Origin of the sequence: Haloarcula sp. DT43 (assembly GCF_037078405.1) — an archaeon.
Lineage (GTDB): Archaea > Halobacteriota > Halobacteria > Halobacteriales > Haloarculaceae > Haloarcula > Haloarcula brevis.
Window position 1 is genome coordinate 271,324 of the sequence record NZ_JAYMGZ010000003.1, and the last position, 23,430, is coordinate 294,753.

Here is a 23,430-nt window from a genome sequence, read left to right on the forward strand (position 1 = left end):
GAAAATATTCGCCTCCTCGATGAGGCCATCTGCTTCACGTGAGTACAGCCGACAGTATGACCCCAGCGGCCGGCCACACCTCCCACAGACCGTGTGTGTGGCAAATCTATTTACCTGCATTCGCTGAATCCCGCATGTCTCATGAGTGCCAATCAGGTCTTCGAGAGAGGCGACCGCGTCGGTATCTACTTGCAGGACAAACACTCCCTCGAAGCGAACGTCGAACTCGTACAGTACGCGGAACAGCAGGGTATCGACGAGGTCTGGCAGGCCGAATCGCGCCTCGCGCGCGACGCCATCTCCCCGCTGGGCGCGTACGCCGCGGTCACCGACGACATCAAGCTCGGGACCGGCGTCATCAACAACTGGACGCGCAACGCGGCCCTCATCGCCCAGTCGATGAGCACGCTCGAGGAACTCGCCGGCCCGGACCGCATCCTGTGCGGTATCGGGGCCTGGTGGGACCCGCTGGCCGAGAAAGTCGGTATCGACCGCAGCGGCGCGCTGCGTGCGATGCGCGAGTGCGTCGAGGTGACCCAGGACCTGCTCGACATGGAGAACGTCACCTACGACGGCGAGTTCGTCCAGATGCGCGACGTGGAACTGGACGTGGTCCACGGCGACGACGGGCCACGCACCGTGCCCGTCTACGTCGGCGGGACCGGCTTCAAGATGTTGGAACTCACCGGCCACTTCGCCGACGGCGCGCTGTTGAACTACCTCGTCAGCCCCGAGTACAACGAGAAGGCGCTCGACGCGCTGGAGACCGGCGCGGAGCGCGGCGACCGGGCGCTGGAGGACATCGACCGCCCGCAGCTCGTCGTCTGCTCGATGGACCACGACGAAGACAAGGCCCTGGACAACGCCCGCGAACTCATCACGCAGTACCTCGGTCAACAGCCCCACATCATGAAGGCCAGCGGCGTCAGCCAGGACCTCATCGACGAAGTGGGCGAGACCATCGGCGGGTGGCCGGCCGACAAGGACGACATCAAGGAGGGGATGCACCTCATCCCGGACGACGTGGTCCACAAGCTCACCGCCAGCGGGACGCCAGAACAGTGCCGCGAGAAGGTCCGTGAGTACGCCGAGACGGGCTGCCAGTGTCCGATTCTCTACCCGCTGGGCGACGACCGGCGGCTGATGATAGACGAGTTCGCCGACGGCTACCTGTAGGCGCTCAGTCGTCGTCGACCGGCGGTGCGCCGGCCCCCGGCTCGCCCGGATTCGGCTCCAGCCCGGCGGTGTACTCCGTCGGCCCGGTGCCGACGCTCCCGCCGGGGAACACGACGTTGAGGACCAGCGCGGCCATCCCGCCGGTGACGAGCGCGGACCCGAACAGCGTCTGGACCTCCGACGGGAAGTTCTGGAGGATTTCGGGGCGGAACGCGACCCCCAGGCCCAGCGCCATCGACATCGCCAGGATGGTGGAGTTGCGGTGGTCCAGTTCGACGTTCTGCGTGATGAGCCGCGCGCCCGAGGAGAATATCATCGCGAACAGGATGAGCGCGCCACCGCCCAGCACGGCGTCGGGCATCGCCGAGACGACCGCGCCGACCTTCGGCACGAACCCGAGCGCGAGCAGGACGGCGCCCCCGATGCCGGCGACGTACCGGCTGGCGACGCCGGTGAAGTTCACCAGGCCGACGTTCTGCGAGAACGACGTGTTCGGGAGCGCGTTGAACACCGCGCCGAAGGCGCTCATCACGCCGTCGGCGACGAGCCCGCCCCGGATTTCCTCGCGGGTGGCGTCCCGCCCGGTGGCCGACACCGTCCCCGAGATGTCGCCGATGGTCTCCATGCCGGTGATGACATAGAGGAAGGCCACGGTGACGACCGCGCTCGGCTCGAAGGCGAGGCCGTACCTGAGCGGGACCGGGACCGTCACCCACCCGGCGGCGGCGACCGTGGAGAGGTCGACCACGCCCAGTGCGAGCGCGACGAGGTAGCCGACGACGATACCCACGAACACGCTGATGACGCGCAGGAACCCCTCGAAGAACTGGTTCAGCCCGACGGTGACGACCAGGACCAGCCCCGCCAGCCCGAGGTTGACGAAAGAGCCGTACCCCTCCGCCGACGGCCCTGCCGAGGCCCCCGCGGCGTAGTTCATCCCGGTGGGAATGAGCGTCAGGCCGATGAGCATCACGACGATGCCAGTGACGAGCGGCGGGAAGTACCGTCGGAACCGGTCGAAGGAGACGCCCATGACGATTTCGACCGGCGCGGCCAGCAGCGACGCCCCGAACACGGCGGCGATACCGAACTGGTTCCCGATGCCGATGAGCGGGCCGAGAAAGGCGAAACTGGTCCCCATCACCACCGGGAGCCGCGCGCCGACGGGCCCGACCGGGTACGCCTGGACGATGGTGGCGACGCCGGCGACGATGAGCGCCATCTGGACGAGAAACGTCGTCTGTCCCGTCACCGACCCGACGGCCCCCGCGAGGATGAGCGGGGGCGCAACGTTGCCGAGAAACATGGCGAGCACGTGCTGGATGCCGAGGGGAATCGCCTTCCCCAGCGGCGGCTTGTCCTCGATATCGTACGATACGACCGATTGTCGCTCCGCCTCTGGACTGCCCATGAGTGGCCATCCAGACGCCTCTCTTTTCAATCCACCTACTGGAAACCTAATACCAACATATGTGTTTAATTTTGTCGCCGAGACACAGCCGAACGGCCCACTATTTTCGGGTATTCGTGGGCAATCGGCTCACTGGCGTTCGGCCCGGGAGCCGTGGCTCGACGGACTGCCGAATCCGACTGCAAAACCGGACAGCGGGTCGCGGCTTCAGTCGTCGGCCGCGGCTTCCTCGGCCGTGCCGTACAGGCCCTCGACCTCCTCGATGTCGGGGTCGATGCGGTCGACGCCGCCCGTGGCCTTCTCCGCGCTTTTCGTGTCTTTCAGCCCGAAGCCCGTCGAGACGACGACGACCGTCTCGTCTTGCTCGATGATGCCGCGGTTGAGGGCCGTCCGGACGCCGGCGACGGGCGTCGCGCCCGCGGGTTCGGAGTAGATGCCCTCGGTGCTGCCCAGCAGTTTCTCGGCTTCCAGAATATCCTCGTCGGAGACCAGCACGCTCGTCCCGCCGCTCTGTTCGAGCGCGCGGCAGGCCTTGACGGTGTTTCGCGGCCGGCCGACGGCGATGGAGTCGGCCACGGTCTCGGCGATGTCGTCCACGTCGTCGTGGTCGTGGAAGGCGTCGTGGATGGCGGACGCGCCCTCGGCCTGGACGCCGAGCATCTTCGGATGGTCGTCGACGTAGCCCATGTCGTAGAACTCCCTGAAGCCCTTCCAGGCCCCGGCGATGGTACAGCCGTCGCCCATCGAGAAGACGACCCAGTCGGGGACGTGCCCGCGGTCGATGGACTGGTCGGCGAGTTCGTGACCGACGGTGCGCTTGCCCTCGACCTGGAAGGGGTTGATGGCGGCGTTGCGGTTGTACCAGCCGTACTTCTCGGTCACCTCGACGCTGAGGTCGTAGGCCTCGTCGTAGCTCCCGTTGACGGCGAGCACGTCAGCGCCGTAGACGAGCGGCTGTGCGAGCTTGCCGGTCGGGGCGTCGCCGGGGACGAAGATGCGACAGTCCATCCCGCCGCGGGCGGCGTACCCCGACAGCGAGGCGGCCGCGTTGCCCGTCGAGGCACAGGTGATGATGTCGCGGCCGGCGTGTCTGGCCTTCGTGACCGCGATTGAGCTGGCGCGGTCCTTGAAACAGCCCGTCGGGTTGCGGCCGTCGTCCTTGACGAGCGTCGTGACCCCGAGCGCCTCGCTGAGGTTCGGCGCGTCGAAGAGGTCCGTCCCGCCCTCGTTGAGCGTTACCACGTCGGCCTCGGCCGCGACCGGGAGGAACGCCTCGTACTTCCACTGGCTCGCTATCGGCCCGCCGAGGTCGCCGTCGAACGCCTCGTCGATGGCGTCGTAGTCGTATTTCACTTCGAGAATCCCCTTCACGCCCTCGTGTTCGGTGCAGGTGTAGATGACCTGGTTCGGGTCGTACTCCGCCCCACAGAGTGTGCACTCGAGGGTGGTGACTTGCGTCATGCCCATACTACTCCCTGAGTACAACCGGATATAAAATCGTACTGTGGAGTCCCCGCTTGTGTGGCGTTGAGTCGCCGCCACACCACACACACGGCTCGCACACGCGACACACCTGTTTGTGGCGTCGCGGGCTCCGATGGCCCGCTACAGCGGCCGGTCCAGGAACTGCCCGCGACCGGCCGTCGACAGGACGTCGTGGTCCCGCGCGACGATGTCGCCGCCGGCGACGACCGTGTCCACGCGGGCGCTCCAGCGCCGCCCCTCGTACGGCGTCCAACCGCCGACGAACGCGTGGTCCTCGGCGGTCACCTCGTAGTCGTCCTCGCGGACGAGCAGCACGTCGGCATCCGTGCCGACCTGCAGTGACCCCTTCCGCGGGTAGATGCCGGCGTTCCTGGCCGGGGCCGCACACACGAGTTCGTGGAGCCGCGGCCACGAAATCCGGCCCGCGTGGACGCCCTCGCTGACGAGGAACTCGACCATCGTCTCGACGCCCGGGAGGCCGGCGTAGGGCTCCCAGATGTCTGCCCAGCCGGCCTCCCGGGTCTCGCGGTAGGTCGGGAAGTGGTCCGTCCCGACGAGGTCTATCGTCCCGTCCCGGACCGCATCCCAGAGTCGCTCTCGCTCGGCCTCGGACTTGAGGCTGGGGTTGACCTTCAGGAACGGGCCCTTCTCGTCGACGTCGGCCTTCGAGAAGGCCAGATACTGCGGACAGGTTTCGAGCGTGACCGGGACGTTGGCCCGCGAGTCGAAGCGGGCGGCCTCGCGTGCGCCGCTCCCGCTGGAGATGTGGACGACGTGCAGCGGGCAGTCGGCGTACTCCGCGAAGTACCCGGCCCGGGAGATGGCGTCCAGTTCGGCTTCCAGCGGCCGCGAGTCCATGTACACGTCGGGGCCGTCGCCGTCGATAGTCGACCGCGCGTCGTCGAGCAGTCCCTGCGTCTCGCAGTGGACGCGAACCGTGCCTCCGGCCTCGCCCACCCGGCGCATGAGACGGGCGATGGACGCGTCGCTCGCCCGGTACGGGTCGGCGGTGAACGTCTTGAAGTCGGCCGTCCCTGCGTCCATGACTCCCTCGACGTCGAGGTCGGGGTCCCGAACGTTGCCCGCGACGAGGCCGAAATCGACGTGTGCGAGGGCTGCGCACGTCGCCGCCTTCTCGCGCAGTGCCGCCGGCGTCGTGACGGGTGTCTGGGTCGGTAGCTCGACGACCGTCGTCACCCCGCCGGCGGCCGCGCTCGCGGTCTGGGACGCGAAGTCGATGCCGTCGGGAAACAGGTCGTCGTCGTGCATGTGGGTGTGGACGTCGATGGCTCCCGGGAGCGCGACCATGCCGTCCGCGTCGATGACGGTCTCGGGGTCGCTGGGCGCGGAGACTGACGACGCCGGACCGACGGCGTCAATCGTCCCGTCGGAGATGGCGAGCTCGCCCCGCTGGACTCCGGACGCCGTCACCAGCCGCGCGTCTCTGATGTGAACGTCTGTCATGCCAGTACGGCTCGGGCGGACGAGCAAAACAGTTGGTGTGTGAGACGCCACATCCGGCACACACGCTAATTGCGAGCGGCGGGCCGATACGGCCGTTCTGGCGCGGACAGCTTTTAGTCGGCCGCCGGTATCCTCAGACCTGTGATACTGAACGCAGGGACGCTCGTCACGATGAACGACGAGCGCACGGTCCGGTCGGAGGCCCACGTCGTCGTCGAGGACGGGGAAATCGTCGCTATCGAGGACGGCTACGCGCCGGACGAGGACGCAGTCGACGCACGCGAGGAAGTCGTCATCCCGGGGCTGGTGAACTGCCACACGCACATGTACGCGCTCCCGATTCGCGGCGCGCCGCTCGACGCCGCACCGGAGAGCTTCTACGAGGCGCTCGTCGACATCTGGTGGAACGTCGACGAGGCGTTCACCGAGCGTGACGCCCGCCTCTCGGCGCTGGGGTCCTGTGCCGAGATGCTGGCAAGCGGCGTCACGACGTTCTGTGACAACTACTCCGGGCCGAACACGCTGCCGGGCGGGCTCGACGCCGTCGCCGAGGGCGTCGCACAGACGCCGATACGAGGCATGCTAGCGTTCGAGGCGACGGCCCGGAACTCCGAGGCCCAGGCCAGGGAGGGCATCGCGGAGAACCGCCGGTTCGTCCGCGACGGCGAGGACGACTACGACAGGGTGTCGGGGCACTACTGCCTCCACACGCTGTTTACGAATACCGAAGCCGTCGTCGAGGAGTGCGTCGACCGGGCCGTTGACGACGACCGCCCCATCCAGATTCACCTCGAAGAGGGGCTCGTCGACGTCCACGAGTCCATCGCCGAGTACGGGGCGCGGCCGGTGCCGGCGCTCGACGAGATGGGCTTTTTCGACGCCGAGGTCATCGCGGCCCACTGCGTCCACTCGACGGAGTCAGAAATCGAAATCCTCGCCGAGAACGACGCTCGCGTGGCCCACAACCCCTACTCCAACATCAACAACGCCGTCGGCATCGCCGACGTCGAGACGATGGCGGCCCACGACGTGACAATCGGGCTCGGTGACGACGGGTGGGACCCGGACATGTTCGAGACCATGCGCTCGGCCGTCGGCATCCACAAACTGAAACAGCGCAATCCCAGCGGATTCGACATGGCGACCGCCCTCGGGTGGGCGACCATCGGCAGCGCGGCGGTCCTGGGGATGGACGACGCGGTCGGTAGCATCGAAGTGGGGAAACAGGCCGACTTCGTCACGCTGGACCTCGGTCCGAACCCGGTCCTGGCCGGGAGCGCCCCGTACTACGTCGTCAGCGCCGCGAGTCGCGCGGACGTGACGCGGACGATTGTCGGCGGGGAGACCGTCTACGAGCGCGGGGCCGGCGTGACTGGGGTCGACGACGCGGACATGGCCGCCGTCGGCGACGCGAGCGCCGAACTCTGGGACCGGCTGTAGGTCGACACGCCGTGGCTCCCGTCGGTCGCCCGCCGGAGTCCGGGTGCCTATCGGCCCGCTGTGGTCACGGATAGATTCACACCCTAAGGGCATACATTGTTTAATCGGTCAGTCGCCGAGGCCCGCTGTCACGACTGGCCATAAATTAACACCCTAAGGGTGTATAATACAGCGGCTGCTGAAATCTCTCGTCAGTGTGCACGTTCCGTACACAGTATCCGACCGCAGCGTGGCTGACGGGCCAAATATCTCGCTTCGCGGCCGCGCAAATATTTCCGATTCCAGTACGTAATAGTAGCACTGTGTTCGTGAGTGACATATGGTAGTTAGTGACGCCTTTGAGACGTTCACGCAGGTACTCGAATGCGTGGAATCGTCAGACACTGAGGTGGAGTCGGTCTCGGTCAGAGGCCAGACGACCGCGGACAACGACGAAATCAGCGCCGACCTGACGCTCTCGACGCCGGTCTTCGGCGGGGTATCGCTCCACGACGACGTCTCCGTCGACGCCGAGGAGCTCGACCTGACCGACAGGCGAATCGAACTCGACGTGACGGTCACCGTGCCCGTCGGGACCGACATCCCGGTCCCGTCGGCGGAGGGAGAGGAACCGGACGAACTGGCCGGGACCCTCTCGCAGTCGGACTCCGTGCCGGCGTACAAGGACCCGGAGGCGCTCCAGGCCGCCTACGAGGCCTGCGATACGTTCCCGGAGATGACCGAGGCGCTGGACGCCGACGTGACCTCCGAGACCGTCCGCCGGTACATGGTCGAGTACGACATCCACGACCCGACCGAGACGACGCCACAGGCCGGCGGGCTCAGCCTCTCGAACGTACAGCCGGAATCGGGTGCGGACTCGGACGCTGACGCCAGTTCCTCGGCCGACTCGGACCCGCCCGACGACCGGTCGGCCGACGGCGAACAGCCCGAGGAACCGGACGGGCTGGGCTCGCGGTCGGTCGCCGACCTGCTTGCCGAGGCGGACGCGAAGGACAGCGACGACAACCTCGTCGCGGACGGGCTCGGCATCTCACAGGACCTCACAGTCGCCGAACTCGCGCAGACCGTCACCCGGGCCACCTCGCTGCACGAAGTGACTCAGCGGCTCGACCTGAGCCAGACCCACGCCCGCCGGCTGCTGTCCGAACTGGACCTGCTCGACCTCGTCACCCACCGACTGGCCGCGAACCAGATACGCGTCTCGAACGCCGAAATCAAGCGCCGTATCACCGCTGCCAGTCACTGACCTACACGACGCCGTGGGCGGAGCGACGGACCAGCGCACCGGGGAAACCATATTTGTACCTGGGCTTATATGTGTGACAAATGGCAACGATTCGCGTACGCGACTGGACGAAAGAACAGATAGAGCGGATACGTGACGCGGAGTCCCACTCCTCGCACGACTCGGTCATCAAGTCGCTGCTGAAAGACCGGAAGCTAGCCAAGTACGCGGACGACGCCGCCGAGAACGACACCGAGGCCACGTCGGAGTCCCGGACGACCCCGCCAGACACGGCGTTCGACGACCTGACCGTGCTCGGCGAACTGGCCGGTGCGGACAACGGGGTGTTGTTCCTGTGGTGTCCCGGATGCGGGAACGAACTGGCCCACCTGACTGCGGAGCACCCGCTCGGCCTGTCCGTGTTCGAAATCGAATGCCAGCGCTGTCTGACTCACCTCGACCGTCACGCCGTCGTCGCCATCGAAATCGGCTACCCAATCGAGCAGAAACTGGTCGAGGACCGGCTTCAGGCCGACCTCAAGGACTGCGTCGTCGACTACTGGGACCGGACGCTCGACGCGGCCGCCGTGGGGGCGCTCGACGATGACCGCGACCCGGAGTCACTCGTCTGGCAGTTCGACCGCTACCTCCGAGAGTTCTCCTGGGAGTGGCCCGACGAGGTCCCCGTCGTCGGCTTCGCCGCGGGGGACACGTACCGCAACACCGCCACCGGCGAGTACATCGACGTCGTCGAACCGGTGTCCGAGAACCGGAACGCGATGGACTCGTTCGAGGTCCGCCGGTACGACGCCGACTGGGACGACGGCGAGACGGAGATTCTCGACAGCACCACCGTCGTCGACCACGTCGTCAATCGGCGACTCGTACTCGAAGGACGCAGCGATTCGACGCCAGCCACCGAGGCGACCGAACCGACGACGTGACCGCTCGCGTCGCGTCCGCTCCTCAACTCCATCTATCTCGATACTGTTGCAGAGTCGATTTTTCCACTCGAAATGTCCCCAATATGTCCTTGTATTCATACACGTATTTCCATGTGTCCTCTATATGGTGGCATCTGAGTACAAATCTCTCTCAAAGCTTATTGTATCTGTAGGCTGGTGGCGGAATAGCTGTAAACCGCGTGAATCAATTCGTCTCTGCCGTCGGATGAGAACACCGGAGGCACAGAACGCTCTCGGCGACCCAGTTCACGTCCGTCGAGCCACAGTGCGGACAGCGGTGGTGATCGGTGTCGTACTCCGTCGTCCCTCGGGGGGCGGCGAGGAACCCGTCGTCGACCGCTCGCTCGACGAGGCCGGGGAACCGCTGGCGTTTGACGACGGCCCGCTGTGCGAGGAAGCGGCCGGGGTCGTCGGGGTCCGTGCCGTGGAGGTCCGCCCAGGGGATGGCGATTTCTCCGTCGGCGGGGCCGCGGGCGACCTGCTGGAGGACCGTCGCGGCGGCCTCGAACAGCGGCGTCGTTCCCCAGGTCTGTGGGCTGTCGACGGCGCTGGCAGCGTCCTCGTAGGCCGTCTCCGCCGCCCGGTACGCCCCGTCCGCGCCGTCGAGTCCCGCGACCGTCCGGAAGTCCGCGGCGAACTCTTTCAGGCAGGCGTGCTGGACCGGGTGGTCGAGCCCGTTGGTCAGGTCCTCGGCCACGGCGACTCCCTCGACGCCGCGGCGAGTGGCCCGCGTCTCCAGGCTGGCGACGCGGTAACAGACCGCGCCGGTCGCCAGGTACCCGAGGCCGTCGCCGACCCAGCCCTTCTCGTCGGCGTCGAAGGGGTCGATACCCTCCCGCGGGTCCGAGAGCACGCGCCACCCGGCCCGCGTGTACTCGTCCCCGGCGCGGCGATAGTCGCGGTCGGCGATGGCGGCGACCGCGGCCGCCCGGTGTCCCGCGTCCTGTGTGCGCATACGTCGGCTACGGACCGTAGCATCACGGGCTTTCGCACCCAACAAATCGGTGTCGGCCCGAACCGTCAGACAGAATACATCCCCGTCCTGTCAGTGGTACATGGAGTCGGTCCCGCTTGTCACGACGCTTACGGTGTCGCTCAGGTTCGTTATCGGCGTTGCCGCCGGCGTCGCCGCGACGCTGGCGATGGACCTCGTGATGGCCAGACTCACGGAGGGTGAGACGCCGCCGCTCGTCGCCGCCGGCGTGCTGACCGACAGCGCGCCACAGCACGCCCCGGAGCGGCTCGCCAGCGTCGTCCACTACGTCGCCGGCTGGCTGACCGGCCCGCTGTTCGTCTGGGTGCTGCTCACCAGCGAGGGACTCCTAGGCGGGCAGTCGCTGCTGGCGACGGGACTCGCCGCCGCCGTCCTGTACGCGCTGATGGTCGGCTTCTTCGTCTTCGTCGTCCTCCCGCGGTCCCGTCTGCCGTCGGTCCGGCTGGCGGCCATCCGGCGGGACTGGGCGATATCGGCCGCCGCGTATCTGCTCGTTCTCGTGCCCCTCGTCGCGGTCGGGTCGCGGCTCGTCTGATTCGGACCGGGGACCGCTCCGGTCGCCGGCAGGGCTCTCACTCGCCCAGCGACAGCGTGCCGTCCGACCCCACTTCGGCGGTCTCGCCGGTGTGGTACCAGTCGTCCCGGAGCGTCCGTGCGCCCGTCCGGTCGTCGTCGAGGAAGCCGCCCAGGACGGTCGGGCCGCGGACCAGTAGCTCCCTGTTCTCCGCCACCGCGAGTTCGACGCCGGCCATCGGGTCGCCGATTGTCCCCTCGACGTAGGCGTCCGCCCGGTTCAGAGCGCCGATGCCGGTCGTCCCGACGGAGCCGTACAGCTCACAGACCGGTACGTCGAGCCCCCGGAAGAAGTACAGCAGGTGGTCGTCTAGCTGGCCCGTTCCGGAGAGGGCGTACGTGAGGTTCGCGAGCCCCGCCTCCCGCCGGAGCGGCCTGTACACGAGCCGCTCCGCGGCCCGGTATTTCAGCGGCGTCCCCCGTCCCGCGACGATGTCCCGCCCGTAGGCGGTGACCCGGCCGCCGACCTTGCGCTTCATCCAGCCCATGTCGCCCAGTCGGTCCTGTATCGTCCCGTAGAGCTGCTGGTACATCTTCGGGACGCCGACGAGCACGTCGGGCTCGACGGCCGCGAGCTGGTCGACGAACGAGTCGGCCCCGAGGTAGGCGACGGCGCTCCCGGTCGCCCAGAGGTAGTACGTCGCGACCCGCTGATAGACGTGTGCCAGCGGGAGCGAACACGTCCCGGTCGCCCCGGGGTCGACGGGTAGCTCCTCGCGGAGGCTCTCGGCTGCCGCCAGGAGGTTCCGGTGTGTCAGCGCACAGCCGGCCTGCTCCGCCGGGGCGGCCACGTCGAACGCGACCGTCGCCACCTCGTCGCCGTCCGTCTGGAGGCCGGGGAGCACCCTCGCCTCGTCGGTCGGCAGCGCCCCGAAATCGAGCACGGTCTCGACGGCCCTCGCGAGGTCCTCGGCCACGTCGCCCTCGGCGACGAGCCCGGTCGCGCCGGTCCGTTCGATGACCTCGGCGGCCCGGTCGTCGCTGGCCGACGGGTAGAGCGCCACCGGGACGAGCCCGGCGAAGTGACAGGCCAGGTCGAGGACGGACCACTCGTACTGGGACTGCGCCCTGATGGCCAGTCGGTCCCCCGGCCGCAGGGCCGTCGAGAGGAGGCCGCCCGCGATAGCTTTCGCCCGGTCTGCCATCCCCTCGAAGCTCCGCTCGACGAACTCGCCGTCGGCCCGGACGAGCGCCGCGGTCCGGTCCCCGTACTCCGAGGCGACGTCCTCGAACCAGGCGGCCACCGACCCCTCGGGGACCGACAGCGACCCCCCGTCGTGGACCTCGCTGTCGAGGCGCACGCCGGCGTCCTCGCTTCGCCGCTCGACCGGGACAGGGTCTTCCGACGCCGACCGGTCCTGGTAGAGCTGGCCGGGCTCGTACTCGTAGTCGTCGCTGACCTCGTTCTCGAAGTAGTCCGCGTAGTTCTGGTCCTCGTCGCTCGCGGCGATGTGGGCGTCGAGCCAGTCCCGGGCGACTGTCAGGACCTCCATCGTGACGTACTCCCCGTTCTCGTGTTTCTCGCGGAGCTCCCGGACCTTCCCGGCGAACTCCTCGTGCATCTCCCGGTGGTTGTAGAAACAGTCGCTGCAGTCCATGGCGTACCCGCAGTTCTGCATGAACTCCTCCTCGTCGCCGAAGTGGTACTCCGTGTACCGTTCTAGCTCCCGCAGGATGTCGCCGACCTCCTCCTCGGAGTGGCCCTCGTCCATCGCCGTGTGGAGGTCGTTCAGCAGTCCGAACAGCCGCTTGTGCTGCTCGTCGAACCGCTCGACGTTGGTGCTGTATCGCTCCTCGTCCCACTCGGCGAATTCCCCCGTCGAGTCCGTGCCCATACCCGTTCTGTTCACCCTTATTTGAAAAGCGACTCTCACGTTCCCACCGACTGAAAACGCGACCCCCATCACAAGTGGTTCCCGGGCGTCACTGCGGTCGGAATGCGCACACTCAGTGACGAAGCGGTCGTCGAGGTCCTCGCGGGGAACGGCATCGGCGTGCTGGCGCTGTCGAGTCCGTCGGAGGCGACCCCGTACCCGGTCCCGGTCGCGTTCGGCTACGACCCGGCGACGGACTGCCTGGCGTTTCACCTCTCGGAGAGCGACGGGAGCCGGAAACACCGCTACTTGGCGGCGAACGCCAGCGCCGCCTTCACCGTCTACGAGGAGACCGAACCCAAGTCTGTGTGGCGAAGCGTCGTCGTCACCGGCGAACTGGTCGAGACGACCTACGGCGACGTGGAGCCGGCCCTCGCCTCGCTGGCCAGCAACACGCAGTTCGCGCCGAACCCGGTCAGCTGGGGCGGGACGGAGACGACCACGCCGTACGAACTCCGAATCGAGGACTGGAGCGGGCGGGAGTTCCGGGTCGGGTGAGCGGTGGGCACGGCCCGTCTCCTGCCGAGCCGTCGCTCCCCTTCGGCGGCGGCACGTTCTCACGCGATGGGAACCAGCGAACGTTGTTATACCCCGTGACACGTACGTACAACTGAGAGGTGACCACGATGTTCCCATTCACGACCGCGTTACTCCAGCACGGACCGATGGGCCCCCACGGCGGGGCGATGGGGGCGGGGACGGGCGCGACACCGGGCGTCTGGTGGCTGCTCCTGGCGCTCGTCGTCTTCGTGGCGATTGGGGGCCTGTGGTACCTGCGGCGACAACGGACGACCGCCCAGCCGGACTCGCTGGAGACGCTCAAACGGCAGTACGCGAACGGCGAGATAGACGAGGCGGAACTGGAGACGCGGGCCGACCGACTGCTCCAGTACGAATCGTAGGCCGGTCCGGACGACCGCCTGATTCGCCCGGAAACCGCGGCGCGTTCGCCCGCCTTCCCCCGACACGCACTTCGTGGTGCATTTATTCCGCAACAGTGTACGGAGGGTATGGACCCGGACGACGTTCGAGACGACTGGGCCTCCCGCTCCGGGAAGTTCTCGCCGGCGTACTACGCCGAACTCGGCCCCAACGAGGTTAGCGAGACGCTCGTCGACGTGCTCGACCACTACGTCCACGACGACGCCCGAATCATCGAACTCGGGTGTGGGTCGGGTCGCCACCTGGCCCACCTCAAGAACCACGGCTACGGGGACCTCACCGGGGTCGACATCAACGACGACTCCTTCGACGTGATGGCCGAGCACTACCCCCGGCTCGCGGAGTCGGGGACGTTCCACACCGGCGCGCTGGAGGACCTCCTCCCGGAGTTCGAGGACGACGCGTTCGACGTCGTCTACTCCGTCGAGACGCTCCAGCACATCCATCCCGACGACGCGTGGGTGTTCGGGGAAATCGCGCGCGTCGCCGGGGACCTGCTGGTCGTCGCCGAGAACGAGGGCAACAGCCCCGACCGCGGACGCGCGGACGCCGAGGTCAGCTACGTCGACGACGACTTCCCGCTGTACCACCGCGACTGGAAGCAGGTGTTCTCGGAACACGGCCTCGCACAGATTATCCGTGAGCCAACGTCGCGGGACACCATCCGCGTGTTCCGCGCCCCCTGACCTCGCCCGCTGTCTCGTCGCTCGACCGACAGCCGTCCCGGGACTCTCAGCGCCGATACTCGGGCAGTAGTTATTTGTGTCACGGTACCATGGGACAACTTGAATCGCCATGCAACTGTGCCAGAACTGTCAGGCGGCTATCGACGAGTACCTCTTGGACAAACAACTCGAACCCCTGCGGGACCTCACAGTCGACGACTTCAACCTCTGTACCGACTGCGTGACAGTCGTCGCGGACGCCTGCACGGAGTGTGGCGGCGCGGTGTACGTCCCGCGCTCGAAGTCCGCGGTCCCCGATTGCTGTCCGGCCTGCCGGTCCGACCACATCGCAGAGACCGGGGCCGACCCGGGCTGGCACTTCGACGCGGCGTCGACCTGAGCGGTCCGCTCGGGTCTGCCGACGTGGGCATCGTCCGCGGCCCCGCCGATAGTGACAGACAACTGAACTTATTTCCCCGCCGAATTCGAACTCCGCGACACGCCAGCGAGCAGAACGCTACGTCTCGCTACGCCGAGCCAGGATAGCACTGCGAACACACACCGTTCGCCGGAATTTCTGAACGGCGGATTCCGCGGTAGCGGCCGTGTGTGTGGGTCACAGTGGCGATAGAAGCTTCATACTCCTCCAGCACGTACGGTTGGTCTCTACTGGAATGACACGCTCGACACGACATCTCGGCTCGCTGTTTGCTGCGCTCGCGCTCATCTGGGGTCTCTCCTTTGTGGCTATCAAGACCGGCCTCGAAACCGTCCCGCCGGTGCTGCTGGCAGCGGTCCGACACGACATCGCCGCCGTCGTCCTGCTCGGCTACGCCCTCTGGCAGGGCCGAACGCTGCGCCCGCGGACCCGCGACGACTGGTCGCTGATACTCATCGGCGGCATCGTCCTCATCGGCGCACACTTCGCGTTGCTGTTTCTCGGTCAGCAGTACGTCCCGAGCTCCTTCGGCGCAATCCTGCTCAGTCTCACGCCGGTGGTGACCCCGGCGTTCGCCTCGACGCTGCTGCCCAGCTACCGGGTCCGCCCCCACGAACTCATCGGTACCGTCTGCGGGTTCGTCGGCGTGGTCATCATCGCCAACCCCACGCCGGGTTCGGTCGGCGGCCGGCTGCTGGGCGTCGCCCTACTCATCGGGTCGGCCGTGGCGTTCGCGGTCGGTGCGGTCCTGACCGAACGCTTCACCAGTTCCCTCCCGCTCGTGAGCCTCCAGGCCTGGATGACGCTGCTCGGTGCCGCCATCTTACACGCCGTCAGCGCCGGCCTGCCCTCGGAGCGGCTCGGGACTGTCTCGGTCGGTCTCGAACAGGTCGCGGCGGTCGCGTACCTCGGTATCGTCGCCAGCGCCGTCGGGTTCCTGCTGTACTTCCGCCTGGTCAGCACCGTCGGGGCCGCCGAGACCAGTCTGGTCTCCTACGCCGTCCCGGCGGTGACGGCCGTCAGCGGCTGGCTCCTGCTCGGCGAGACGCTCGGGCCGGTGACCGTCGCCGGCTTCGCCGTCATCGTGGTCGGGTTCGCGTGGGTGAAAGCCGACGTGCTCCGGTCCCTGCGGCGTCGCCACGCCGGCTCCCGGTCGTACCACTGTGGCCCCCAGGACGACTGCGTGGTCGTCAGCGGGAACGCGTACGCGACCCGGGAATAACCGGGCCGCCACGGCGAAGCTACCACTGACCGCCCTGCGGATTTGGCGTTTGTGGCCGCACTGCGGGCACCGTCCGTTCGATGCCCGCCGCCGACCGCGATGGTTTCGGTGCCCCTAATTTCCGAAAGCGCTTTATCCGTTTAGGCTGCCCTAAATAATATGTCGGTAGATTCGAGCGACACTGTCGGACCGACCCGCCGGCTGTCCGTGACCGGCGGCGGGGCGACAGCCGTGGGGGGACGTCCGGTGTGGGGCTGGGCCGACACCGCCGGTCGCTCTCCCGTCCCTGAGTTGGTCGCATCGCCCGTCCGGACCGCGCGTGGGGTGGCGGCCGAGACACGACGCCGGGCCGGGCCCGGCCGCGCGGAGGTGTGCGAGTAGCGATGGCGAGCAGGTCGACGAACACCCCCGGCGTCCGGGAACGCGCACGGGCCTGGGTCGGCGACGTCGACGCGTCGCTGCTCGGGCTCTGTCTGGCGAGCGTGGCGGTCGTCGTCGCCGGCGGTCTCGTGCAGGTGAGTTTCGGCGCGTACTCGATGACTATCCTCGAAGCGTGGCGGGCCGTCTTCGACCCGCAGATTCTGTTCGACCTCCGGGTCTGGCAGGTGCTGTTGCTCGGCGGGCAGGTCAACCCCGACGCGCTGTTGCACCCCCTGGCCTGGGACTCGCTCGTCGTCGACGCGTCGCTCCCGGAGATGAACAGGCGGAGCCTCATCGTCTGGAACATCCGGCTGCCCCGCGTGCTCGTCGGCGTGCTCGTCGGGATGAACCTCGCGGTGTCCGGAGCCATCTTCCAGGCGGTCACACGGAACGAACTCGCCAGCCCGTTCATCCTCGGCGTCTCCTCGGGCGCGGGGCTGATGATTCTGCTCACGCTGGTGGTGTTCTCGGGGCTGGCGACGCTCCTCCCGCTGATTGCCTCCGCCGGCGGCGCGGTGGCGTTTCTCGTCGTCTACGCCATCGCCTGGAAGAACGGCACCTCGCCGGTCCGGTTGGTGCTGGCCGGCGTCATCGTCAGCACCGTCTTCGGCTCCCTCCAGACGGCGATGTTCTTCTTCGCGGACGACATCGGCATCGTCCAGTCCGCCATCGCCTGGACCACCGGGTCGCTGACCGGAACCGACTGGGAGCAGGTTCGGATGGCGCTGCCCTGGACGGTCGTGGCGATGGGGCTGTCGCTTTTCAGCTCGCGCCAGCTGAACGTCCTCCTGCTCGGCGAGAACACCGCCAGGTCGCTGGGCATGAGCGTCGAGAAGGTCCGGTTCGCGCTCTCGGGCGTGGCCGTGCTCGCGGCGTCCGCGAGCATCGCCGTGGCCGGTATCGTCGGCTTCATCGGCCTCATCGTCCCCCACATGGTCCGCAACATCGTCGGGAGCGACTACCGGAAGCTCGTCGTCGGCTGTGTCTTCGCCGGGCCGGCGCTCATGGTCGGTGCCGACGTCGGGGCGCGCCTGGCGTTGAGCCCGACACAGATTCCGGTCGGCATCGTCACCGGACTGGTCGGGGGGCCGTACTTCCTCTATCTGATGCGCAGACAACAGCACATGGGTGAGATATGACGTCACAGAACCACGCGACCGCGAGCGGTACCGCCGCTACGGAGTCGTCGACGAACCGAACCGAGGCCTCGCTGACCGGCGAGGACCTGGTCCTGACCTACCCGTCCGGCGACAGTCCGGTCATCGACGGCGAGTCGATTGCGGCCGAGCCGGGGGCCGTGACCGCCCTCGTCGGCCCGAACGGCTCGGGCAAGAGTACGCTACTGAAGGGTCTGGCGAACCAGCTCACGCCGGCGGCGGGGTCGGTCCTGCTGGACGGGCAGGACATCCAGACCCTTGAACCCAAAGAGATGGCCCGAAAGCTCGGCCTCCTCTCACAGGAGAGCACGTCGCCGAACAGCATCACCGTCGAGGATTTGGTGTATCACGGCCGCTACCCGCACCGCGGGTTCTTCGAGAGCGTCACCGACGAGGACGAGGCCGCCGTCGACCGGGCCATCGACCTGGCCGGCTGTGACCACCTCCGCGACCGCGAAGTCGGCAGTCTCAGCGGCGGCCAGAAGCAACTGGCCTGGATAGCGATGGTCCTCGCACAGGACACCGACGTCCTCCTGCTTGACGAGCCGACGACGTTTCTCGACCTCCACCACCAACTCGAAGTGATGGCGATAATCGAGACGCTCCGGGACGAGAGCGACATCACAGTCGTCGTGGTCCTCCACGACATCGAGCAGGCGGCCCGCCTCGCCGACAGGATGGTCGCGCTCAGGGACGGCGAGATACAGGCCCGGGGGAAGCCCGAGGATGTCGTGACGGAGCAGTTACTCGCGGAGGTCTTCGAAATCGAGGCCGAGGTCTCGGTCACGCCCCGCGGGCCGCGCGTCGACCCCATCTGTGCCCGTCATGACGGGGACGAACGCGGGAGCGACGGCGACGAAGCGGAGCGCCCCGGAGAAGTCGTCGCCGAGTAGCGACCGGACCGACGCCCGACCCGGCGTCTGCCCCGCGGTCGCCGAACCGGAACGCCTATATAATTTTTAGGCTAGCCTAAAAACATGGCAGACGACGCCGATACCGAGACGCCGACGCGGAGAGAGTACGTGAAATACGGCGCGACAGTTCTCAGCGCCGGGTTACTCGCTGGCTGTACCGGCGACACGGAGGGAAGCGAAGCCACACCGACGCCGTCCGCGACGGGGACGGCCGACGGGTCCTACTCCGTCGCCATCTCGCCGATGGGCGAGGTGACGTTCGATTCGCCTCCGGAGACCGTCTTCACGCGGCTCACCCACCACGCCGACATGGCTTTCGCCCTGGGACGGGGGGACACCGTCACGGCGATGCACGCCCCGGACTACTACAACGGCCTCTGGAACCAGTTCGTCGAACGGCTGCCCGGCGTGTCGCTGGACTGGAGCGGGCTGTACTCCTCGTGGGAGCCGAGCAAGGAGAAACTGTACGAACTGGACAGCGACGTCCACCTGGCGGACCCGGCCTGGATAGCCAAACAGGACAACTGGGACCGGCCGGACTTCGAGGAGATAGCGACCAACGTCTCGCCGTGGTTCGGCAACTCGCTGAGCGACCGCCACGCCGAACCAGCGCCGGGCTGGGAGGACTACGAGTACTACACCCTCTGGGAGCAGTTCGAACTCGTCGCCGAGGCGTTCCAGGAGCAGGCTCGCTACGAGGCGCTCGCGGCCGTCCACGACGAGCTACGCTCGACCATCGACGCGAGGCTCCCGCCCGAGTCCGAGCGCCCGTCGGCGGTGATGCTCGCCGCAGCCGACATCGACGAGATGTACGCGTACACGCTCGACAACCCCGGGTTCCTGACCGCCCACACCCGCCCGCTCGGCGCACGGGACGCCTTCGAGGGCGCGGTCGAGACCAACACCGTGGTCGACTTCGAGACGCTGCTGGAGGCGGACCCGGACGTGATACTCCACCTCGGCGGGTTCGAGCCGAACACGAGCCTCCCGGAGCGGCGCGAGGCGTTCGCGTCCGACCCCGTCGCCGCCGAGATAACGGCCGTCCAGAACGACCGCATCTACCCGCAGGGGGCGCGATACCAGGGGCCGATTCTCCACCTCTTCCAGTTGGAGATGACCGCGAAGCAGCTGTACCCGGAGCAGTTCGGCGAGTGGCCGACCTACACCTCGGGCCCCTATCCCGAGATTCCGGCCGAGGAACAGCTGTTCGACCGCCAGCGGGTCGCGGACGTCATCACCGGGTCGTTCGACCCCGTGTAGCTCTCGACGGGGCCAGCGCCCGCGACTCGGTCCGCTCCGTCACCGACACCCGCAGGCGATACTGACCACCGGTCGCTCTACGCGGTCTTGATAGGTCCTTGGATGTAAAGAATATCGCCCGAATACCTGGGCGATTGTCTCACGAACTCGGTCTGCGCTAGCAGTATATGTGGAATATAAGGTACTACTGTGCTATTTGTCCAGAAAATTTTTATAGTACCGTGTCATCCACTCTCATATGTTAGTACACGAAGGAAACGCGCACTCGCATGCCGCCGGCTCCGACCGCTACTGCCACCACTGCAACGACGTCGCCCTGGCTTACGACCCGACTGCCGAACGGCCGCGATGTCGTTCCTGCGGTAAGTTAGGGTAACGCTGTCCGATTCGAATCGGTGACGCCACGCCAAGAACTACCGACCGGTCGCTTCTCCGTCCGTGTGCAGTTCCGCACCCGGTGACCGACTACAGTTTGACGAGGACTTTGATTGCTTCCCGTTCGTCCATCGCCCGATACCCGTCGGGCACGCCGTCGAGGTCGACGGTCTTCGTGAATATCGGCGACGGGTCGAGCGTGCCCTGTAACACGTCGGCCAGCAGGTCGTCGGCGTAGGCCCGAACCGGTGCCACGCCGCCGTTGAGCCCGATGTTGTCGCCGAACATCGAGAACACGTCCAGTCCGTCGTCGTCGACGCCGTGTGGCACGCCGACGTAGCCGACGGTCCCGCCCGGCCGACAGACGTCGATGGCCGTCTCCATCGCCGAGGCCGCACCGACACACTCCAGCACGTGGTTCGCGCCGCCGTCGGTCAGGTCCAGCGCCGCGTCGACGGCGTCCTGTCCGCGGGCGGCGACTGTCTCCGTCGCGCCGAACGACTCCGCCAGGTCGAGGCGGTCCTCGTGGTGGCCCATGGCGATGATGCGTTCCGCACCGAGGCGGCGCGCCGCGAGCACGCCACACAGGCCGACGGCCCCGTCGCCGACGACGACGCAGGTGTCGCCCTCCTCGACGCCGGCGCTGACCGCCGCGTGGTGGCCGGTCCCCATCACGTCCGTCAGCGGCAGAATCGCCTCCAGCGTGTCCTCGTCGTCGGCGTGGCGGCCCGGAACGCGGACGAGCGTCCCGTCGGCCTCCGTCGCCCGGACGTACTCGCCCTGGCCGCCGCCGTTGTCGCCGCCCCAGGAGTCGCCGTTGACACAGGAGGTGTGCAGGCCCTTCCGGCAGAACTCACACCGGCCGCAACTGACGACGAACGGAGCGAACACCCGGTCGCCGGGTTCGACCGAACGCACGTCGTCGCCGACCTCCTCGACGATGCCCATCGGCTCGTGGCCGACCCGAGACCCCTCCTCGCGGTCGCTCTCGCCGCGATAGAACCACAGGTCGGAGCCACAGACCGCGGTGTGTGTCACGCGGACGATTGCGTCGGTTGGCGACTCGATTTCCGGTCGCGGGACCTCCTCGACGGTTATCTCTCCGGGACCGCGATAGATAGCTGCGCGCATGTGCTCGCTTCGGAGCGACCGTGCAAAACCGTTCCCATGCGGCCGTCGTGACACCGGCACGATGTTACTAGATGAAAACAATTACCACCGCCGGGACAGAAACAGCGGCACATGACGGACGTACTCGTCGTCGGCGGCGGCCCCGCCGGCCTGAGCGCCGCACTGTTCGCACAGAAGAACGGCCTGGAAACGACGGTCTTCGACACCGACGGGACCTGGATGCACAAGGCCCACCTGTTCAACTACCTCGGGGTCGGCTCCCATGACGGTTCCGCGTTCATGGAGACCGCCCGTACACAGGTCGATAGCTTCGGCGTCGACCGAAAGCAGGGCACGGAAGTAACCGACGTGGCACAGACCGAGTCCGGGTTCGAGGCCACGACCGCCGAGGAGACCTACGAGGCGGACTACCTCGTCCTCGCGACGGGTGCCAACCGCGACCTCGCGGAGTCGCTGGGCTGTGGGATGACCGACGAGGACACCGTCGACGTGGACGTGACGATGGAGACGAGCGTCGACAACGCCTACGCGACGGGTGGCATGGTCCGGGCCGAGGAGTGGCAGGCGGTCATCTCCGCCGGCGACGGCGCGGCCGCGGCGCTGAACATCCTCACCAAGGAGAAAGGGGAGCACTTCCACGACTTCGATACGCCCGCCGACGCCGACGCGCTGTTCGGCTCGGAGGAGTAGGCCCCGGCGCTGCCCCCGGTGGACGACCGGCGAGTCCGGGGCGTAAGCAAGTACGTAATCGGCGGTTTCAGTGTCTCCAAGCGTCGTTTCGGCGTCCGCGCGCCCCGGAACGACAGCCGGTTTTATCGACTGATTCACTATGGTGGTCCGGGGCCACCCGTTCCCTGTGAGGGAGTTCGAGTTCACTATCAGGTTCGCCGCGGGGGCCGACCCCCTGATGGACCTGTTCCGGGAGTACCCTGCGCTACGGCTCCGGAACGCGACCTGTACCGTCGCCGGAGACGCCATGTGGCGCGTCGACCGCGTGGACGGGTCCGCCGCCGCCGTCTCGGCGTTCGAGGACGCGTTCCTCGACGACGGACGCTGTAACGAGTGTCTCGGTAGCGACCGCTGTGCCGGGACCAGGGAGTATCAGGTCCTCGACCGGGGACCGACCGCACGGACAGTGTACACCTACCACGCCGAAATCGACCGGTGTCAGTCGGTCGCTCCCATCGTCACCGACCGGATTGTCGACGGGGTCGTCTTCGCGTCGGAGCGCACCGACGGGGCGTATCGCTGGCGTGTCCTGTCGCCGGCGGCGATATCGCCGGAGGGGGTGTTCGACGGACTCGAAACGGCGCTCCGCGACGGACTGACGCTCGACGTCGACCGCGTCGGCGGGGCGGGACAGTGGAACGTGGAGCCGAGGCCGGCGTTTCTCCAGTGACGCGCTCACTGGCGAGTATTCGATATAATACAATGAATACGCGCGTCTCAACCGGTCTGTCGCTTCACTCCGCCTGCCACGGCGCGCCGTCGCGCTCGACGAACCGCTCGGTGTGCTCGATACCGCGGATTCGGTCGACGTCCGCGGCGTCGAGGGCCAGGTCGAGCGCCCCGAGGTTGTCCCGGATGTGGGCTTCGCTCGTGGCCTTCGGGACGACGCTCACGCCGTCTCGCGAGAGCAACCAGGCGAGACTAACCTGTGCCGGGCTGACGCCGTGTTTCACCGCGATTGCCTCGATTTCCGGGACGTCGAACACGCGCCCACGGGCCAGCGGCGAGTACGCGACGTGGTGGTACCCGTCTGCCTGCGCGTGGGCGACGAGTTCGTCCTGCTGTAACAGCGGGTGGGTCTCGGCCTGGTGGGCGAACAGCGGCACGTCGAGCGTGTCGATGGCCTCGTCCAGCAACTCGACGCTGAAGTTCGAGACGCCGACGTGCTCTATTCGTCCTCGATTGACCAGTTCGTCGAACGCCGCCAGCGTCTCCGTCGCCTCGTAGCCGTCCACCGGCCAGTGGACGTAGAGGAGGTCAAGCGTTTCCAGCCCAAGCCGGTCCAGCGTCGCGTCGAGGCCCTCGATGACCTCGTCGTAGCCCAGTCCGAACCGCTTCGGATGCACTTTCGAGGCGACGAACACCTCGTCTCGCGGCACGTCGGCGGCGGCGATGCCCGCCCCGACGGCCCGCTCGTTCTCGTAGTGCTGTGCGGTGTCGATGTGGCGATACCCGGCTTCCAGCGCCGTTCGAACGCTGTTCGCACAGGTGTCCGGGTCCGTGTTCTCCCAGGTGCCGAGTCCCATCGCTGGCAGGTCAGTCATGGGCTATAGCACCAGCGAGGTC

The 23,430-nt window shown here is 67.4% G+C and carries 22 protein-coding genes; 15 read left to right on the top strand and 7 right to left on the bottom strand.

Going from position 1 to position 23,430, the window contains the following annotated elements:
• The first annotated feature begins 141 nt into the window (after positions 1-141).
• On the top strand, positions 142-1,176 hold the full coding sequence (locus VI123_RS13110; protein ID WP_336338512.1) for an LLM class flavin-dependent oxidoreductase: 1,035 nt from the start codon (positions 142-144) through the stop codon (positions 1,174-1,176).
• A 4-nt stretch (positions 1,177-1,180) separates the two neighbouring features.
• Here the strand turns inward: VI123_RS13110 and VI123_RS13115 are convergent, their stop codons facing one another.
• The 3 genes from VI123_RS13115 to VI123_RS13125 form a co-directional block, all read right to left on the bottom strand.
• On the bottom strand, positions 1,181-2,587 hold the full coding sequence (locus VI123_RS13115) for a uracil-xanthine permease family protein (protein WP_336338513.1): 1,407 nt from the start codon (positions 2,585-2,587) through the stop codon (positions 1,181-1,183).
• 207 nt (positions 2,588-2,794) lie between these two features.
• Complete coding sequence (thrC, locus tag VI123_RS13120; RefSeq protein ID WP_336338514.1) at positions 2,795-4,054, bottom strand: threonine synthase; 1,260 nt, start codon at positions 4,052-4,054, stop codon at positions 2,795-2,797.
• A gap of 138 nt (positions 4,055-4,192) precedes the next feature.
• Entirely contained in the window at positions 4,193-5,536 is a 1,344-nt protein-coding gene (locus VI123_RS13125; RefSeq protein WP_336338515.1) for a dihydroorotase, read from the bottom strand.
• A 141-nt stretch (positions 5,537-5,677) separates the two neighbouring features.
• Here VI123_RS13125 and VI123_RS13130 point away from each other — a divergent pair, with 141 nt between their 5' ends.
• The 3 genes from VI123_RS13130 (at position 5,678) to VI123_RS13140 (ending at position 9,148) form a co-directional block, all read left to right on the top strand.
• Positions 5,678-6,976 (top strand): amidohydrolase family protein, encoded by a 1,299-nt coding sequence (locus VI123_RS13130; protein WP_336338516.1) that lies wholly within the window; start codon positions 5,678-5,680, stop codon positions 6,974-6,976.
• 319 nt (positions 6,977-7,295) lie between these two features.
• A complete protein-coding gene (locus VI123_RS13135) occupies positions 7,296-8,225 on the top strand; it encodes a hypothetical protein (protein ID WP_336338517.1) in 930 nt (309 codons plus the stop codon).
• A gap of 80 nt (positions 8,226-8,305) precedes the next feature.
• The gene (locus VI123_RS13140) at positions 8,306-9,148 is read left to right on the top strand and encodes a hypothetical protein (protein WP_336338518.1); all 843 of its coding nucleotides are present in this window, start codon (positions 8,306-8,308) and stop codon (positions 9,146-9,148) included.
• Between the two features lie 205 nt (positions 9,149-9,353).
• Here VI123_RS13140 and VI123_RS13145 read toward each other — a convergent pair whose 3' ends face one another.
• Positions 9,354-10,124 (bottom strand): hypothetical protein, encoded by a 771-nt coding sequence (locus VI123_RS13145; protein ID WP_336338519.1) that lies wholly within the window; start codon positions 10,122-10,124, stop codon positions 9,354-9,356.
• Positions 10,125-10,224: 100 nt separating this feature from the next.
• On the opposite strand from VI123_RS13145, the gene VI123_RS13150 reads away from it, so the two are divergent.
• Positions 10,225-10,698 (top strand): hypothetical protein, encoded by a 474-nt coding sequence (locus tag VI123_RS13150; protein ID WP_336338520.1) that lies wholly within the window; start codon positions 10,225-10,227, stop codon positions 10,696-10,698.
• A 37-nt stretch (positions 10,699-10,735) separates the two neighbouring features.
• On the opposite strand, the gene VI123_RS13155 is transcribed toward VI123_RS13150, so the two are convergent.
• Entirely contained in the window at positions 10,736-12,571 is a 1,836-nt protein-coding gene (locus tag VI123_RS13155; RefSeq protein WP_336338521.1) for a bacteriohemerythrin, read from the bottom strand.
• Between the two features lie 102 nt (positions 12,572-12,673).
• Here VI123_RS13155 and VI123_RS13160 point away from each other — a divergent pair, with 102 nt between their 5' ends.
• The 8 genes from VI123_RS13160 (at position 12,674) to VI123_RS13195 (ending at position 19,629) form a co-directional block, all read left to right on the top strand.
• Positions 12,674-13,108 carry a pyridoxamine 5'-phosphate oxidase family protein gene (locus tag VI123_RS13160; protein ID WP_336338522.1) on the top strand — a complete coding sequence of 145 codons (435 nt, stop codon included), beginning with the start codon at positions 12,674-12,676 and terminating at the stop codon, positions 13,106-13,108.
• Positions 13,109-13,236: 128 nt separating this feature from the next.
• Positions 13,237-13,512, top strand: a complete 276-nt coding sequence (locus VI123_RS13165) for an SHOCT domain-containing protein (protein ID WP_336338523.1) — start codon at positions 13,237-13,239, stop codon at positions 13,510-13,512.
• A gap of 108 nt (positions 13,513-13,620) precedes the next feature.
• Positions 13,621-14,238 carry a class I SAM-dependent methyltransferase gene (locus VI123_RS13170; RefSeq protein WP_336338524.1) on the top strand — a complete coding sequence of 206 codons (618 nt, stop codon included), beginning with the start codon at positions 13,621-13,623 and terminating at the stop codon, positions 14,236-14,238.
• Positions 14,239-14,347: 109 nt separating this feature from the next.
• Positions 14,348-14,617, top strand: a complete 270-nt coding sequence (locus VI123_RS13175) for a DUF7571 family protein (protein ID WP_336338525.1) — start codon at positions 14,348-14,350, stop codon at positions 14,615-14,617.
• Between the two features lie 274 nt (positions 14,618-14,891).
• Positions 14,892-15,878, top strand: coding sequence for a DMT family transporter (locus VI123_RS13180; protein WP_336338526.1), 987 nt, complete (start codon positions 14,892-14,894; stop codon positions 15,876-15,878).
• Between the two features lie 383 nt (positions 15,879-16,261).
• On the top strand, positions 16,262-17,437 hold the full coding sequence (locus VI123_RS13185) for a FecCD family ABC transporter permease (RefSeq protein WP_336338527.1): 1,176 nt from the start codon (positions 16,262-16,264) through the stop codon (positions 17,435-17,437).
• Positions 17,434-18,348, top strand: coding sequence for an ABC transporter ATP-binding protein (locus tag VI123_RS13190; protein WP_336338528.1), 915 nt, complete (start codon positions 17,434-17,436; stop codon positions 18,346-18,348). The genes VI123_RS13185 and VI123_RS13190 overlap by 4 nt, the downstream gene beginning before the upstream one ends.
• A gap of 84 nt (positions 18,349-18,432) precedes the next feature.
• Positions 18,433-19,629, top strand: a complete 1,197-nt coding sequence (locus VI123_RS13195; RefSeq protein ID WP_336338529.1) for an ABC transporter substrate-binding protein — start codon at positions 18,433-18,435, stop codon at positions 19,627-19,629.
• Between the two features lie 465 nt (positions 19,630-20,094).
• On the opposite strand, the gene VI123_RS13200 is transcribed toward VI123_RS13195, so the two are convergent.
• Complete coding sequence (locus VI123_RS13200; RefSeq protein ID WP_336338530.1) at positions 20,095-21,135, bottom strand: zinc-dependent alcohol dehydrogenase family protein; 1,041 nt, start codon at positions 21,133-21,135, stop codon at positions 20,095-20,097.
• Between the two features lie 111 nt (positions 21,136-21,246).
• On the opposite strand from VI123_RS13200, the gene VI123_RS13205 reads away from it, so the two are divergent.
• Positions 21,247-21,825, top strand: a complete 579-nt coding sequence (locus tag VI123_RS13205) for an FAD-dependent oxidoreductase (protein ID WP_336338531.1) — start codon at positions 21,247-21,249, stop codon at positions 21,823-21,825.
• 139 nt (positions 21,826-21,964) lie between these two features.
• Entirely contained in the window at positions 21,965-22,534 is a 570-nt protein-coding gene (locus tag VI123_RS13210) for a hypothetical protein (RefSeq protein ID WP_336338532.1), read from the top strand.
• Between the two features lie 64 nt (positions 22,535-22,598).
• Here VI123_RS13210 and VI123_RS13215 read toward each other — a convergent pair whose 3' ends face one another.
• On the bottom strand, positions 22,599-23,408 hold the full coding sequence (locus VI123_RS13215; protein WP_336338533.1) for an aldo/keto reductase: 810 nt from the start codon (positions 23,406-23,408) through the stop codon (positions 22,599-22,601).
• Positions 23,409-23,430: the final 22 nt, after the last annotated feature.